Origin of the sequence: Xylophilus sp. ASV27 (genome assembly GCF_016428875.1) — a bacterium.
Classification (GTDB): domain Bacteria; phylum Pseudomonadota; class Gammaproteobacteria; order Burkholderiales; family Burkholderiaceae_C; genus Xylophilus.
The window spans coordinates 19543-35268 of the sequence record NZ_JAELTO010000007.1 but is presented as its reverse complement, the minus strand read 5'-3'; the positions used below and the strand labels follow the sequence as shown (position 1 = coordinate 35268).

The following is a 15726-nucleotide window of genomic DNA, read 5'->3' as shown; positions in this document are numbered from 1 at the left end:
GCGCGCCTGGCGCACATCATGCGGGCCCTTGCGCGCTGACGCGCCGCGGGCGGCGGCGATGCCGCCGCAGTCCTTCCTGCCTCACTTCCATGATCCTGATCCAACGCATCCAGAACCTGCTGCTCCAGCCCCGCGTGGCGTGGCGCCGCATCGACGAAGTCTCCGTTTCCGCCGGCCCGCTGTGGCGCCAGTTGCTGCTGCTGGCCGCGATTCCGGCCGTGTGCAGTTGCATCGGCATGGCTGCCGTCGGTGCCGGCAGTGCCGGCCTGACGGTGCACCTGCCCTGGGTCGCCGGCCTGGCCCAGGCTGCGGCCATTTATCTGCTGCTGGTGCTCGGGGTCTGGCTGCTGGCGCTGGTGATGGCCATCGTGGCCCCCACCTTCGGCGGCAACGCCGACCGCCTGCGGGCCTTTTCCCTGGCGGTGCATGCCAGCAGTGCCGTGCTGCTGGCCGGGGTGTTCCTGCTGGTGCCGCCCATGGCCCCGCTGATGCTGGTGGGCGCGCTCTATTCGGTCTACCTGGTGTTCACCGGCCTGCCGGTGCTGATGCGCAGTGCGCCGCAGAAGACCGCGCCCTATACCGCGGTCATCGTGCTCGCGGGGGCGGTGGCGGGCCTGCTGGTGTCCTCCGCGATTTCCTACTTCACCCTGGGCTCGGCAGTCGTCAAGCTGCACACGCCCGGGGGCAAGCTGGCCCTGGATGCCCAGGCCCTGGGCGCCGCCTCGCAGAAGATGGCCGACGCCGCCGAGCGCATGGAGGCCGCCAGCGAGCGCCAGGCCGGCGCACAGCCGCCCGCCACCAGCACGCCCCCGCTGATCGGGGGCGATCCGGACGCGGGCGCCGTGCCCGCGCCCGCTCTGAAGGCTGCGCTGCCCGAGATGCTTGGGGCCTTCCGCCGCACCGCCATCGAGATGCAGGGCGGCCACATGGCGGGGCGCGCCACGAGCAATGCCCGCGCCGACTATGTGCGCGACGAGCAGCGCCTGCGCATCGAGATGCTGGACCTGGGCAGCATGAGCAAGCTCATGGCCGAGGCCGGCGCCGTGGTGCAGGGCGAGCGCGAGAACGGCCAGTTGTCCGAGCGCACCTGGCAGGAGAACGGCCGCACCCTGCACGAGAGCTTCCGCAAGGACGGCAGCCAGGCCCAGTACACCACCACCCTGCGCAACGGCGTGGTGGTCGAACTCACCGGGCAGAAGATGAGCCTGGACGAGGTCAAGGCCGCCTCCAGCCTGCTCGACCTGGCGACGCTGGAAGGCTTGCAGCGCCAGAGCGGCCCATAGTTGCCCGCATGCGAAGATCGGCCCCATGACCCGAGGAATTCCCATGCTGCGTTCTCTTCCTGCCTGCCTGGCGCTGGCCTTCGGCGTGCAGGGCTGCGCCTTCTTCAAGCCGTCGTCCGTGCCCGCCGAGGTCGAGGTCATCTCCGAGGGCACCGTCTGCGATGCCGCCGGCGCGCAGTTCGCCCTGGGCAAGACGGTGGACGAGCGGCTGGGCGAGGAGGCGCGCGGCCGCGCCCATGCCAAGGTGGTGCGGGTGCTGCGGCCCGGGCAGATCGTGACGCGGGAGTTCGACGCCTCGCGCCTGACGCTGGACGCGGACGCGCGCGGCGTCGTCACCCGGGCGCACTGCGGCTGAGGCCGGGGCCGTCGCCGCGCGCCTGCAGCAGCGCAGCGGCCACCTCGGCAAAGCCGGCGCCGCGCGCGCCGCGGCTCAGGTAGCGCGGCAGGTGTTCGAGCATGGGCAGGAAGCGCGCGATGTTGGCCACGCCCACACTGTGCGGAAAGCGCTCGAACATCGTCTGGTCGTTGCTCGAATCGCCGACGTAGACCCAGCGCCCGATCTCGGCGTCCAGGTCGCGCTGCCAGAGCGTGCGCACGATCCAGCGCGCACCGGCGAGCTTGTCATGCTCGCCGTACCAGCCATTGATGTGGATGCTGCTCACCGTGGCGTTCATGCCCTCGCTGCGCAGCAGCGCCACCACGCGCGCGATGGTCTCGGGCGGCAACCGCGCGAACTCGCTGTGGTCGATGGCGATGTCGGTCTCGCGGCCGGGCGAATCGGTGGCCAGCGCGGTGCCGGGAACCTCGCGCAGCACGCGCCGGGCCACGGCCTGCATGCGGGCGAAGTTGGCGCTGCGCGTGGCCGAATCCTGCTGGTATATCTTTGATAGCAAAGAGCCCAGATCGCACCTGGGCTTCAGGCCTTTTTCATGCGTGGGCAGTAGCGCCACGGCGCCGTTTTCCGCCACCACGGCATCGACCGGCCAGGTCGCCGCAAAGGTCGCGCTCCAGCCCACCGGCCGGCCGGTGATCGGCACCACGTGCAGGCCCGCCGCCTGGAGGGCGCCCAGGGCCGCCAGCGCATCGGGCGTGATCGCGCCCTCGGTGGTCAGGGTGTCGTCGATGTCGGTCAGCACGCCGACGATGCCGCGGCGTTCGGCCTCGGGCCAGGTGGACAGGGGCTGCAGGCGGTGGCCAGGGGCAGGTGGGTTCACGAAGAGGGGGCCGCGCCGCGGCGGCTCTGCAGCATGGGCAGCAGAAGGACGGGGGCGACGGCAAAGGGCAGCAGGTAGCGGTACTCGCCGGCGATGGAAAAAACGAAGATGCCGCCCAGTTGGGCCAGCAGAGGCAGCAGCACGAGCAGTTCCGCCACCCTTCTTTGCCTGAGCGCGCCCGGCAACCCCCAGAGCAGCAGCAGGATGCCGAGCGCCGGCGTCCACAGCAGCCAGCGGCAGGCCAGGCTGGCCTTGTGCAGCTTGAGCAGCACGGCTTCGAGCCGGTCCAGGTGGAACCTGCGCATCTGCGACTTCGTCTGCACCTGGGCCAGCACCTGCTGCGTGTAATCGAACGGCAGGATGCCGCCCTGGGCCAGCAGCGAGGTCATGAAGATGTTGACCCGGCTGCCCAGGAAGGCGGGCAGGTTGCGCCAGAGGTTGTAGCGGAAGAATTCGCGCACGATGACCGCCTTGTCCTCGGGCGGAATCCGCATCAGCTCCGGCCCGTCCGGCTGGTAGACCAGCGGGTCCCAGTAGTCGCGGTCATAGTGGCGGATGATGTTCTGCAGGTCGTGCCGCCGGGTCAGCGCCTCGATCGTCGCCTCGGACACCCGGGGCTCGGCGCGCGGCAGGTTCATCGGGCGCGGCTGCAGGAAGTTGACCGTTTCGAACGCCGCCAAGGGAAACAGCACGCTGTGCGATTCGGTCGCATGCAGCCGCCCGCCCAGCAGCACCAGCGCGCTCCAGAACACCGCCATGCCCCACAGCCTGAGCCGGTCCGGCCAGCGCAGGGCCAGCGACGCCAGGGCCAGCGACGCAAGAAAGACGAAGCCGTTCTGCCGGCAGAACAGCGCGAACGGCAGGGTGATGAAGACCATCCCGAGCTGGAACGGCGCCAGCCGCCCGGCCCTGGCCGCCAGCCACAGTTCGAACAGCAGCCCCGCCGCCGCGATGGAGAACAAGGCGTCGGGGTACAGCGTGCCCGTGAAAAACATGATGTGCGGCGCAAAGCAGATGAAGACGGCACAAAACAGCGTGATCTTCCAGAACCCTTGCCGCCAGCACCAGGACAGCATGCGCGCGAACACCAGCGCCGCGAACAGCAACTGGAAGGCGATGGGTGCTTCCACCCGCCGGGTGCTGCCGTAGAAAAGATGGACGAAGTAGTACCAGAAGCTCGGCTTGCCGGACTGGAAGCCGCCTTGCGTCTGCAACTCCAGCAGGATCGCATAGCTGTCGGGCCCCAGCACGCCGGGCCAGAACGCGAGCAGCCAGCCGCCGTAGGCCAGGCACAGCGCGGCCAGCGCCACGAGGAACGCGCGCCCGGAGCGCTCGGCCTGCGCAGCGGCCCCGCTCATGGCGCGTTGCCCGCCGGCCAGCCCCCGCGCACCAAGAAGTGGCGCGCGCTGCGGAACTGCACGCCGCACGATGCGGCACTGCCGTGGCGTGAGATGGATTTAGGGCGCAGCGTAGGCTGCGGTGATCTCGCGTTGCGCCGTGAACCAGGGGTTCGGGCTGGCCTTTTCAGGGCGACCATCATGATTTTCTGGTTTGTTCGGCTTGAATCTGCGCATTCGACCCTCGCATTGCGTCGAGAGCCATGGGCCATGGGTAAGGCCGCGAGTCTATACAATCGCCGGGAAAGCGACAATGCACCCCAATAAAATGAAGCTATTTCTTGATAATGGTTCTGTGGCTTTGCGGGACATGGGGCGGTTCTTGCGGAGAGCCGCGCATTCGTCTGCGTGTCAGATCGCATTCTGCCTTCTCGTGCCTGCCGTCATCAGTGTATTTTTCTACCAGTACAAGAAGCGCAATTACACGCGCACGGAGGTGGCGGGGAATTACGTGGCCGCGGCAGAGGCGCCAAAATGGTCCTTCGACGAAATTCGCTTGAAGGACGGCAGGTATGAAATCGCGGGCTGGATCACCGACGAACCCCGCAATGGTTTCTGGCTCAAGCCGCGCATCGTGCTGGTTCCGCTCCATCAGAACAAGGCCATAGAGATTCGAACCCGGATGGTGCTGCGAAAGGACATCAGCGCAAAAATGGGCATTGCCGAAGGGCTCAATTTCATGGGGTTTCGCGCCGTCATCCGGAAAAAATACATACCGGTCGAGGATGGCGCCCGCATCATGATTTCCGTTGAGAGGAATGGAAAACGTGTGCTCGTCGACACCGGTCGCAGCCTGCCAGTGGATGTATGAGCATGTTGATTCTGAATAAACCAAGACAGGTATTTCATCTGTGTTTCCTGCTGCTGGCGATGCTGCTGCTAATGGTTTTGTCCTTCAAGGGACTCAGATCGGCCGGGGATGATGTCATGTATGCCAAGGCACTGCAGGACCGGTCTTTGGTGAATTATCTGACCGAGCGCTATACCATCTGGTCCGGGCGCGCGGCAGTCGATGCCTTGACCCTGCTCGTCATCCCGCATGAATGGTTGTGGCGCAGCCTCATGCTGTTCATTCTGCTGCTGTCATTGGGGCTCATGGCCCACGTCACGCAAGCCGATCAACGAGTCCTGGGACTCATTTTCCTGTTCCAAGGATTTTTCCTGCTTCCGCGCGGGGTCATGAGCGAGGCTGTCTGGTGGATGACGGGCTCGTTCAATTATCTGTGGCCCTGGGCCGCGGCGTCATTGGCTTTGCTGCCTTTTCTACGGCCTGAATTATTGCCGCGCCTTTTCATCGTGGCCCTTCCTGCAGCGCTGTATGGGGCCTCGCAGGAGCAGGCTGGATTGCTGTTGTTGGGGTTTCAGCTTCTGGCTGGCATAGGGTTGCTGCGTACTGGGCAACTTCGCTGGAGGCATGCGGTTTTGATGCTCGTTGCGCTGCTGGCACTGATTGGCGTCGTTGCCGCACCCGGCACTTCGGCGCGCTACAGCGTGGTCACGAGTTACTGGTTTCCTGAGTATTCCGAATGGCATCTAGATGAACGGATTTTTGCAGGATTTGATCTGGCGTTCAGCCATTTTTTCAGAAGCGAAAACATCATTTCCATTGCTTTTGTTGTACTATTATGCATTTTGGTTTTCCAGCGGACCAGGAGTCCTGCCAAGCGCCTGATTGCACTGGTGCCCGTTCTGCTCTATCTTTTGCAGGCGGTGCCCAGGCTGCTGCGGGCATCCTCACAAAGCTGGGTGCAGACGATCGCTGAGATATGGTCGTTCCAGAAGACGCCCGAAGGTTTTCATGTGTATGGCGTGGGAGATTATTTCCAGGCCGCCGTGAACTCGGTTTTCTATGGCCACTTCTTCTTGGTGATGTTGGGTGTATGCTGTGTCGGTTTCAGCATTTCCAATGCATCAATCCGATCCAGGTTCATCGCCCCAGGTGCGGCGGTTCTCATCTTCATCGCTGCTATCCTGTCGGCGGCAATCATGGGACTTTCGCCGACGCTCTATGCGTCGGGTGCACGGATATTCTTCTTCCAGAACATGCTGGTCCTGCTGCTGGCCACGCTGGTGTTCATGCAGGTAGAAGGAGAAAGACTAAAACGCATTGTGAATGGCATATTCACACTGGGCATGATAGTCGCGCTCTGGCATATTTTAAAAAAACCCTGATAGGGCCACCGTGCATCATTGCGCAGAAAGCTCCCGGATCGCGCGGTAGAACTGTGCCGATCCCTCCGCCGGGTTGTCGGGCCGGATTTCCATATTGGTAACTGCGCTGCGCGGGCTATCCTGGTCAGACGTGACCGAGATGAAATAGGGACTGATGAAGCGTGCACCATTCTTGTATTGGGACACCATCGCATCCAGGTGTACTCCGGGCTGCTTCCATTGCTGCGGGTTGAATTCCGGCACGCCGTAGTCCTGGATCTTGCGGGAGGCAATGAAATTGCGCACCCAGTCACTGTTGGCCGCGCCACCGTACATGTTCATGCCATCATGCCAGGACGTGTCACCGGCAAACGTCGTGTCCACCGCAAACAGCTGTGCGTTCCAGGTGGAATTGACCTGGGGCACGATCTGGTGCGAATACAGCAGCGACGCCGGAATGCCGGCTTGCCTGGCGATCGTGTAGAACTTGTTCAGTAGTGCGTTAACCTGTGTCGCGCGAAATTCGTCCCAGTCGCGTGCCAGCGGGTTGAAGTAGACGTCCTGCTGCTGGCGCGGAATATCGAGCCAGGCTCTGGCGCCTTTGAGCTTGTCGAGTTTTTCGAGCGACTTCAGCGTTGCGACCGGTCTCGCGGGCAGTCGGGACTGGTCACGTGCCATGACGTTGAAGTCGAATTGCGCGACTTCGTAGCGTTTGCCGGCCGCATGGGCCACTACCTGGCCCACATGGCGGCCCACCGGCAGTTTGTCAAAGGCATAGTCGTAGCGGAAGCCGACGTTCGGAGTCTTGATCTCTTCCACCGCGCGGTACACATCGAGGCGGTTCAGCCGGCGGGGCACGTCCGCCACGCGCTGGCCATCTACATAAAGCTCCAGTTTTTCCACTTGGCCTTCGGCTGTCCAGAGCCAGCCAGATACCGGCAGCACGCCGTCCGCGAAGCCGTCGTAGTGCTCGGCGAACGATGTCAGTGAGTCCGTGCGGATGTTCTTTCCGGGCAGAGGGATAGCACCGAAATCGGCGAACGTGAAGCCCGTGGTCTTGTTGAAGGCTTCCACCGTGCGGTACTTCTTGGACAGCCAGGATTTGAACTCCGCCGCTGACGCAGGGCTGTAGTCGGTGACGCTCGCTTTCTCGAAAACGCCCATGCCGTTTTCAAAATCATTGAACATCTGGTGCAACTCCCCGGCCAGCGTGACGGCGATGATGCGATTCTGCACCGCAGCCGGGAGTCTGGCCACTTTCTGCGCGACATAGCGCAGTGCCTCGAAGCGGTAGTGGTTGACCGGAATCGTCTCGTCCGTCAGCAGCGTGAACGGAGTGACGGCATAACCAAAATAGGACGTGTCGGGGGGCGCGCCGTTGGCCAGCAGCAGCAGGTTGCGCTTGTCCCTGGCTAGTTCCTCGCTCAGCGGGCCCTGCGTATCGAAATGGTTGGCTGCGAGATAGACGACGACCGGGCGATTCACTTTGGCAATCAAGGACAGGTTGTCGTCCACCTTGGCAGCGTTGATCACCCACTTGCCATTCTTCTTCTCGTACAGCCCGAGCAACGGAATGGTCGCTGTATAACCCACCTGCACCTTGCCGGCCGCTCCGCCCGCTTCGAAATCGTTCAGAAGATGGGTGAGCATGGCCGGGGAATCGAACTTGTATTTTCCGCAATGGGAGTTGGGCGCGATTCCCTTGCGTACCTGCTCCGAGCGTTGGGCGGACAGGCAGATGGCGAGACCTTCAATCACGGGCGCTATATAGAAAGTGCTTCGCTCAGGCAAGGGCATTTGTGCCGAACCCAGCAATGGAAAGGCGGTGGCCATTGCCAGGGAGATGAACTTTATTTTCTTCACGATCAATCCTGCTCATTCAACAGATGGTTCTTGATGGAGTAGCCCTGCACGCAAGCATCCGCTTCACGGCGGGCACGATACGACGGCGACGCGCAGAGCCTGTACGTTCTGCCACGATTCAGCGGTGCATGAGTAGTTCTTCTGCAACCAATCCATCATGGCGTTTCCTTCGTATTGAAAGGAAGCATGGGTGAAAAAAATGATCCTCGCAGGTCGGTGTTCCAGAGCTTGCAGCCGCGCAGGCATGAGATCTGGATTGGTGATGCTCAGAACGCGAGTGTCAAGCTGTTCTTGGGGGAGTTTCTTACGCAGGTAATGCACGAAATGCGAGCGCATCGTCGGGTCGATCAGCGGAATGATGACGATGTCGTTCGGGCCGTACAGGCGGGCAACCAACTCCGCTGCCCCACGCCAGTCCCCTCCATTCTGGGGTTTGGGCGACAGTTGCCAGGCCCAGATTCCCATGGGTATCAGAAATGCCGTAAGCAGCAGGCTTGCCGCCCTCGGCCACCCCTTTACCAGGGTAAAGATGGATAGCATCAGCAAGATGCCGGGGAACATGAATATCACGTAGCGCGTCGAGAAGAATTCCGCACGCCGCGTCGCCAGGATCAGCACCAGGAAGAACAAGGTCAGGATGCCCGCGATTGCGCCTGCCGATGGCGCGAGGATGTGCTGCTCGCTGCGCATGCGCTTGTAGATCAGCAGCGTTGCCAGCACGACCAGCATGGAAATCCAAAACCCCTTCGTATTGACATGGGGATAGATGTTGTGCAGCAGCGATATGGTGTTGCGCTTGAAGGTCATCGCCAGTGAGAGAGCCTCGGGCGGCGCTGCATTCATCTTGGTGGCAATGCCTGCCCAGCCGAGTGCGATGTAGATGCCGATCGGCACCAAGGCCAGGAGCCATGAGGCCGACGCCCTGCAAAAAGCTCTGATGCTGCGCACCCTGAGCGTCATGATGGCGGCAAAACTGAGCGTCATGATCAGGCCGTAATAATGCGTCAATGCGAGCAAGCCGCCTGCGGCGAGCAGCAGGAAATGGGGCCTGCCGGCTCGCAGGCCCGCTTCGTCTTCATCCATCTGGCGCAGCAGAAATGCGAACATCCACGCCGAAAGGAATGCCCCCAATGAATAGTTGCGCACATCCTGGCTGTAGATCAGCAACGGTGCGGAGGCTGCCAGCAGCGCGACGTAGACGATCCGGCCCGGTGCCGTGATGGTGCGTGGCAGCGCAAACACCGACAGCAGGGTTCCAACGCCCAGGCTGGCAGTGAGGCTGCGAAGCGCGAAATCCGAGGTTCCAAACAGCTTGATCCAGACGACCAGCAGCATTTCAAAGAGCGGCGGATGCGGGTCGGAGAACTTCCAGGTCCAGAAGTTGTCCGTCAACTGCAGCTTCTGCATGCTTTTTCCGGCCTCGAACGGCCCGTACCACGGCCCGGACTGGGTTGCCGTCGCGACGGAGAAAAGCTCATCCTCCCATAAGCTGAACGCATCTATATGGTAGAAGCGCAAGGCTGCGGCAAGCAATATGATGGCGATAATTATCAAATTGCTGCCATTGAATTTCGACATGGGCGAGGCAGCGGAATGAGGCATGATTTCTTATTTTGCTGATTTACATGGGAAAACTGGGATAAATGCACCGAAAATCGCCTGGACGCCGGGCGCTGCATCCAGCGATCAATAGGCCAGCGGCATCAGCTTGTGTTGGCCGCCCTGCTTTTTCCGGTACCGGGGGGTAAAACTTCCTGCACGACATACAGAGGGCGCACCTTGGTTTCGTTGTAGATGCGGCCCAGGTATTCGCCAATGACGCCGATGAAGAACAACTGCACTCCCCCGAAGAACAGGATCGTGACGATCAGGGTCGGGTAGCCGGCAACACGTTCGCCCCAGAGCAGTGTTTTCAGGATGATCCAAGAACCGGCCAAGACGGAAAATAGCGCGATGAACACGCCCAGGTAGGTGGCGAGCTTCAGCGGCAGGATGGTGAAGGAAGTGATGCCCTCCAGGGCGAAATTCCACAGCTTCCAGTAGTTGAATTTCGACACGCCCGCGGCCCGTGGCGGGCGCCGGTATTCGACCGCGATGGACGGGTAGCCGACCCAGGCGAACAGCCCTTTCATGAAGCGATGGTGCTCGCGCAACTGGAGCAGTGCATCCACCGCCCTGCGGCTCATGAGGCGGAAATCGCCGGTGTTGGCGGGGATCTGCACCTTGGAGAGTTTGCCGATCACCTGGTAGAAATAGCGCGCCGTGGCCTTCTTCGCCCAGGACTCGCCGTCGCGGTGGGTGCGCCGGCCATAGACCACGTCGTAGCCGTTCTTCCACTCGCGGATGAAGTCTGCCATGAGTTCGGGCGGGTCCTGCAGGTCGGCGTCGATGATGACCACGGCATCCCCCTTGGCATGGTCGAGGCCGGCCGTCATGGCGATCTCCTTGCCGAAGTTGCGCGACAGCAGGACGCAGCCGACGCGCGGATCCTGGCGCTGCAGTGCCTCGATCTTCGACTGCGTGGCATCGGTGCTGCCGTCGTTGATGAAGATGATCTCCCACGCATAGTCCGGCAGGCTGGCCAGCACTGCGCTGATGCGCTCGTGGAAGATGTCGAGCACCGCTTCTTCGTTGTAGGCGGGAACGATGATGGAGATCAGTTTCTGCTGCATGGGCGCATCATGACTTGTGTGCGCTGCGGAATGCCACCTTGCGTGCGCTGACGAAGTTCACCACCAGGCCGGCCACGCTGCCCAGCGCCACCCCCAGCGTGGGAGCCCACGGGGCGCTGCTCCACAGCAGGGTGAGGGTGTAGGCAAGGTAGTTCACCAGCGCGCCGCCGAGCATGGCCACCATGTAGCGCCAGTACTGCTGCCAAGCGCTGTAGCGGGCGCTGGCGGCCTGGGCACTGAAGGTGAAGGCGCGGTTCAACGCCCAGGTGGTGGTGGCTGCGCCCAGGAATGACACGACGCGCCCGGCGAACCAGCCCAGCCAGGGCGCCAGCGCATACAGGATGGCCACGTCGACCACGAAGCCTATGGTGCCGACCACGCAGAAGGCCAGGAACTGGCGCGGGAGTTTCATGGCAGTCGTCCACGGCGCCGCGCGACACCCGCAGCGAACGAAACCCAAAGGAACGAAAGGCCGCGGAGCAGGCCATGCGCAAACATCCGCGGATCCGGCTTTGCCGGTCCGCAGGATGTGCCCCCTCGCAGGGGGAAGGCGAAGACGCGCAGCGCGTAGCCTGGGGGTGGTCTCATCTCATCCAGCATGCTGCAGCGCCAGGCCCGCATGCTCGCGCAGCGGATGGAAGTGGATCTTCGGAAAGCGCTCCTGCGCCAGCCGCACGTCGTACGGCGAGGTGCACAGGAAGGCCAGCGTGTCCGCCGCGTCCCTGGCCATGCGCTGCGGATAGGCGTTGACGAACTCGCGCAGCTCGGCCGGGGTGTCGGCCGTGATCCAGCGCGCTCCGGTGTACTGGCAGCCTTCGAGCCGCACATCGGCGTCGTACTCGGCCTTCAGGCGGTGCTGCACCACTTCGAACTGCAACTGGCCGACGGCGCCCAGCAGCATCGGCCCGCCGATCTCGGGGCGGAACACCTGGATCGCGCCTTCTTCGCCGAGCTGGGCCAGGCCCTGCTGCAACTGCTTGGTGCGCAGCGGGTTCTTCAGGATCACGGTCATGAACAGCTCGGGCGCGAAGAAGGGCAGGCCGGTGAACTGCAGGCTCGCGCCGTCGGTGATGGTGTCGCCCAACTGCACGCCGCCGTGCGTGGTGAAGCCCACGATGTCGCCCGCGTAGGCTTCCTCCACCGCCTCGCGGCGCTGGCTCATGAAGGTCACGACGCTGGTGGGGCGCAGTTCCTTGGCGGTGCGCTGCACCTTGAGCTTCATGCCCGGCGTGTACTTGCCCGAGGCCATGCGCACGAAGGCGATGCGGTCGCGGTGGTTGGCGTCCATGTTGGCCTGCACCTTGAAGACCACGCCCGCGAAGTCCTTGTCCTCGGGCTGGATCTCTTTCACCACCGGCTGGCGGTTGACCAGGGTGGTGCTGGTGCGCGACTGCGGCGAAGGCGCCAGGTCGACCAGCGCGTCGAGCACTTCCATCACGCCGAAGTTGTTCACGCCGGAGCCGAAGAACACGGGCGTCTGCTTGCCGGCCAGGAAGGCTTCGCGGTCCCAGGTGGGGGAGGCGCCGGTGGCCAGCTCCATGCTGTCCATGGCGGTCTCGAAATCTGCGCCGAAGCGCTTGACGAGCATGTCGCGCTCGCCAAGCGCAAGGGTCTCGAAGTCCTGCGGTAGCCGCTCGCTGCCCGACTCGAACACCGTCATCGCCTGCGTGCGCAAGTTCATGATCCCGCGGAAAGTCTTGCCCTGGCCCACCGGCCAGGTCATGGGCACGCAGGGCATGCCGAGTTCGCGCTCGACCTCGTCGAGGATGTCAAGCGGCTCGCGCACTTCGCGGTCCATCTTGTTGACGAAGGTGATGATGGGCGTGTCGCGCTGGCGGCAGACCTCGATCAGCCGGCGCGTCTGAGCTTCAACGCCGTTGGCCGCGTCGATCACCATCAGCGCCGAGTCGACGGCGGTGAGCACGCGGTAGGTGTCTTCCGAGAAGTCCTTGTGGCCGGGCGTGTCGAGCAGGTTGATGACGTGGTCGCGGTACAGCATCTGCATGACCGACGAGGCCACCGAGATGCCGCGCTGCTTCTCGATTTCCATCCAGTCGGAGGTGGCATGGCGGCTGGCCTTGCGCGCCTTCACCGACCCGGCGATCTGGATCGCGCCGGAGAACAGCAGCAGTTTCTCGGTCAGCGTGGTCTTGCCGGCGTCGGGGTGGGAAATGATCGCGAAGGTGCGGCGGCGGCGGGTTTCGGAGAGGAAGGACACGGGTGGGCAGGTGGGAGAAGCGTAATCCGTGATTTTCTCAGACGCGGCGGGCGGCGGGCGGCGGGCGGCGGGCGGCGTCGTGCCAGGGCCGGCCGCATCGGGCCTGCATTCCGGATCGCCTCCTACAATTCCGGCGTTTGTGGCTTTCGCAGAGGCCAGCGCCCGCTTTTGCTCAGGCTCCGTGTTCAACCTGGGGCGGTCCCGTCTCCCAACTTCATCACCCGACCATGCAGCCTGGCCGCGACAAGGACAACAACTTCGACTTTCTGCGCCTGGCGGCGGCAACCGGCGTGCTGCTCAGCCACCAGTTCGCTTTGTCGGGGCGGCCTGAGCCCTTGTTCATCAACAGCAGTTGGGGCGGGCTTGGCGTGCTGGTGTTCTTTGCCATCAGCGGTTATCTGATCGCGGGCAGCTGGGTGCGCGATCCGCATCTCTGGCGTTTCGCCGTTCGACGCTTTCTCCGGATATGGCCTGGGCTGGCGGTTGCGACCGTGCTGGTGGTTTTCGTCCTCGGCCCGCTGGTCAGTTCGCTGGGCAGCACCGAGTACTTTTCCTCGCCCGTGACCTGGACGTACCTCAATTTGCTGGGGCTATGGGAGTTCGAGTCGCAACTGCCCGGCATTTTTGCCGGCAACCCCGTGCCGCAAAGCGCCAATGGCTCCTTGTGGACCATTCCGATCGAGGTGAAGTGCTATGCGCTCCTGGCCCTGGTCGGGGTTCTGGGCTTCATGCGGCGCAGCGGGCTGCTGCTGGTGGCGGCATTCGCGGCGTCGGCGGTCTGGTTCTTCTTTCTTTTGAAGATGGGCTATGACAACCCGCTGCGCATGAAGCTGCAGATGGGCGTGGTGTTCTTCTCCGGTTCTTGTCTGTGTGTGCTGCGCTCCCACTGGTTGCCGCACAGGCGGTGGTTCGCACTGCTATCGGCGCTGACCATCGCTGCGCTCTGGTTCGGTGGCTGGCAGGAAGTGGCCATGACCCTGGGTCTGCCGTTGGCCACCGTGGTGTTTGGTAGTTGCGCCACGCCATTACTGCGACGGGCTGGCCGGTTTGGCGATATCTCCTATGGCCTCTACATCTATGCGTTTCCGGTGCAGCAGACCATCATCTGGGTCACGGGTAATCGACTCTCTGTGCTGGAAGGTGCCTGCTTCACCGTGCCTGTGACGGTCGCGCTGGCCTTCTTGTCGTGGCATCTTGTAGAGCGGCCCGCGCTGCTCTGGAAAGATCGTTTGGGCGCCGGCGCGCCGCATCGCGCCAGCGCCTCGGCTGTGGTTGGCAGGCCGGTCGATCGGTAGTCTCATGTCCCGACGCCCTTGCTCAGGGCTTCTATAATCCGCACCTTCCGAGGAGCGTTGCAGCGCCGCCATGGCGTGAGGCTCGGAAACCCACCTTCGCAACGACGCTCGCCCACGTTCCGTGTGCCTTGAGCGCTTGTCTGCCCATTGCGGGACGTGGTCATCGAACTACTCCTATGGAGCCGACCATGAACGCCGTCCTCAAGCCCGCCACGTCCCCCGACCAGGCCATCGCCGACATCAGCCTTGCCGCCTGGGGCCGCAAGGAAATCCGCATCGCGGAAACCGAAATGCCGGGCCTGATGGCCATCCGCGAGGAGTTCGCCAGGAGCCAGCCGCTGAAGGGCGCGCGCATCACCGGCTCGCTGCACATGACGATCCAGACCGCCGTGCTGATCGAGACGCTGCAGGCGCTCGGCGCCACGGTGCGCTGGGCCTCGTGCAACATCTTCTCGACGCAGGACCACGCCGCTGCCGCCATCGCCGAAAAGGGCACGCCGGTGTTCGCGATCAAGGGCGAGTCGCTCAAGGACTACTGGGACTACACCCACGCGATCTTCGAGTTCGGCCCCAAGGGCGCGCAAGGCGAAGGCCCGAACATGATCCTGGACGACGGCGGCGACGCCACCCTGCTGATGCACCTGGGCCAGCGCGCCGAGAAGGACCTGGGCGTGCTCGCCCACCCGACGAGCGAGGAAGAACGCATCCTCTACGCCGCGATCCGGGCCAAGCTGGCGGTCGACGACACCTGGTACACCCGCAAGTCGGCCGAGATCATCGGCGTGACCGAGGAAACCACCACCGGCGTGCATCGCCTGAACGAGATGTCGGCCAAGGGCACGCTGCTGTTCCGCGCCATCAACGTGAACGACTCGGTCACCAAGAGCAAGTTCGACAACCTGTACGGCTGCCGCGAGTCGCTGGTGGACGGCATCAAGCGCGCGACCGACGTGATGATCGCCGGCAAGGTGGCCTGCGTGGCCGGCTACGGCGACGTGGGCAAGGGCTCGGCCCAGGCGCTGCGCGCGCTGTCGGCGCAGGTGTGGGTGACGGAAATCGACCCGATCAACGCCCTGCAGGCCGCCATGGAAGGCTACAAGGTCGTGACGATGGAATACGCCGCCGACAAGGCCGACATCTTCGTCACCACCACCGGCAACCGCGACGTGATCCGCCACGAGCACATGCTCGCCATGAAGGACCAGGCCATCGTCTGCAACATCGGCCACTTCGACAACGAGATCGACGTTGCCTCGATCGAGCAGTACGAGTGGGAAGAGATCAAGCCGCAGGTCGACCACATCAGGTTCCCCGACGGCAAGAAGATCATCCTGCTGGCCAAGGGCCGGCTGGTGAATCTGGGCTGCGGCACCGGCCACCCGAGCTTCGTCATGTCGTCCTCGTTCGCCAACCAGACCATCGCCCAGATCGAGCTGTTCACCAAGCCCGACGCCTACCAGGCCGGCAAGGTCTACGTGCTGCCCAAGCACCTGGACGAGAAGGTCGCGCGCCTGCACCTGAAGAAGGTCGGCGCCATGCTGACCGAACTGACCGACGCCCAGGCCGCCTACATCGGCGTGGACAAGAACGGCCCCTACAAGCCCGACAGCTACCGCTACTGATACGGCGCCGG

13 protein-coding genes and 1 riboswitch are annotated in these 15726 nt (G+C 63.5%); of the genes, 6 read left to right on the top strand and 7 right to left on the bottom strand.

From position 1 onward, the window contains the following. Positions 1–89: 89 nt before the first annotated feature. Both JHD63_RS02940 and JHD63_RS02935 read left to right on the top strand, forming a co-directional pair. Positions 90–1283: a Yip1 family protein gene (locus tag JHD63_RS02940; RefSeq protein ID WP_198969162.1), complete on the top strand. Its 1194-nt coding sequence runs from the start codon at positions 90–92 to the stop codon at positions 1281–1283. A 25-nt stretch (positions 1284–1308) separates the two neighbouring features. Beyond that, the gene (locus tag JHD63_RS02935) at positions 1309–1638 is read left to right on the top strand and encodes an I78 family peptidase inhibitor (RefSeq protein WP_233167524.1); all 330 of its coding nucleotides are present in this window, start codon (positions 1309–1311) and stop codon (positions 1636–1638) included. On the opposite strand, the gene JHD63_RS02930 is transcribed toward JHD63_RS02935, so the two are convergent. Together JHD63_RS02930 and JHD63_RS02925 are read right to left on the bottom strand one after the other, a co-directional pair. Continuing rightward, positions 1616–2470, bottom strand: coding sequence for an HAD-IIB family hydrolase (locus tag JHD63_RS02930; RefSeq protein ID WP_198969193.1), 855 nt, complete (start codon positions 2468–2470; stop codon positions 1616–1618). The genes JHD63_RS02935 and JHD63_RS02930 overlap by 23 nt on opposite strands. 23 nt (positions 2471–2493) lie before the next feature. Continuing rightward, positions 2494–3855, bottom strand: a complete 1362-nt coding sequence (locus JHD63_RS02925) for a hypothetical protein (protein WP_198969161.1) — start codon at positions 3853–3855, stop codon at positions 2494–2496. Positions 3856–4267: 412 nt separating this feature from the next. Between JHD63_RS02925 and JHD63_RS02920 the strand changes: the two genes are divergently transcribed. Together JHD63_RS02920 and JHD63_RS02915 are read left to right on the top strand one after the other, a co-directional pair. Continuing rightward, a complete protein-coding gene (locus tag JHD63_RS02920; RefSeq protein WP_198969160.1) occupies positions 4268–4705 on the top strand; it encodes a hypothetical protein in 438 nt (145 codons plus the stop codon). A gap of 2 nt (positions 4706–4707) precedes the next feature. Then, entirely contained in the window at positions 4708–6066 is a 1359-nt protein-coding gene (locus JHD63_RS02915; RefSeq protein ID WP_198969159.1) for a DUF6056 family protein, read from the top strand. A gap of 15 nt (positions 6067–6081) precedes the next feature. Here JHD63_RS02915 and JHD63_RS02910 read toward each other — a convergent pair whose 3' ends face one another. The 5 genes from JHD63_RS02910 to JHD63_RS02890 all read right to left on the bottom strand — a co-directional run bounded on the left by JHD63_RS02910 (position 6082) and on the right by JHD63_RS02890 (position 12798). Then, complete coding sequence (locus JHD63_RS02910) at positions 6082–7908, bottom strand: hypothetical protein (protein ID WP_198969158.1); 1827 nt, start codon at positions 7906–7908, stop codon at positions 6082–6084. A 63-nt stretch (positions 7909–7971) separates the two neighbouring features. Next, on the bottom strand, positions 7972–9486 hold the full coding sequence (locus JHD63_RS02905) for a glycosyltransferase family 39 protein (RefSeq protein ID WP_198969157.1): 1515 nt from the start codon (positions 9484–9486) through the stop codon (positions 7972–7974). 125 nt (positions 9487–9611) lie between these two features. Continuing rightward, the gene (locus tag JHD63_RS02900; RefSeq protein ID WP_198969156.1) at positions 9612–10580 is read right to left on the bottom strand and encodes a glycosyltransferase family 2 protein; all 969 of its coding nucleotides are present in this window, start codon (positions 10578–10580) and stop codon (positions 9612–9614) included. Between the two features lie 7 nt (positions 10581–10587). After that, complete coding sequence (locus JHD63_RS02895) at positions 10588–10992, bottom strand: GtrA family protein (RefSeq protein WP_198969155.1); 405 nt, start codon at positions 10990–10992, stop codon at positions 10588–10590. Between the two features lie 177 nt (positions 10993–11169). Continuing rightward, complete coding sequence (locus tag JHD63_RS02890; protein WP_198969154.1) at positions 11170–12798, bottom strand: peptide chain release factor 3; 1629 nt, start codon at positions 12796–12798, stop codon at positions 11170–11172. 227 nt (positions 12799–13025) lie between these two features. Here JHD63_RS02890 and JHD63_RS02885 point away from each other — a divergent pair, with 227 nt between their 5' ends. Together JHD63_RS02885 and ahcY are read left to right on the top strand one after the other, a co-directional pair. Beyond that, positions 13026–14093 (top strand): acyltransferase family protein, encoded by a 1068-nt coding sequence (locus JHD63_RS02885; protein WP_198969153.1) that lies wholly within the window; start codon positions 13026–13028, stop codon positions 14091–14093. A 43-nt stretch (positions 14094–14136) separates the two neighbouring features. Continuing rightward, a riboswitch (S-adenosyl-L-homocysteine riboswitch) is annotated at positions 14137–14210 on the top strand. A 71-nt stretch (positions 14211–14281) separates the two neighbouring features. Then, a complete protein-coding gene (gene ahcY, locus JHD63_RS02880; protein ID WP_198969152.1) occupies positions 14282–15715 on the top strand; it encodes an adenosylhomocysteinase in 1434 nt (477 codons plus the stop codon). Positions 15716–15726 lie beyond the last annotated feature (11 nt).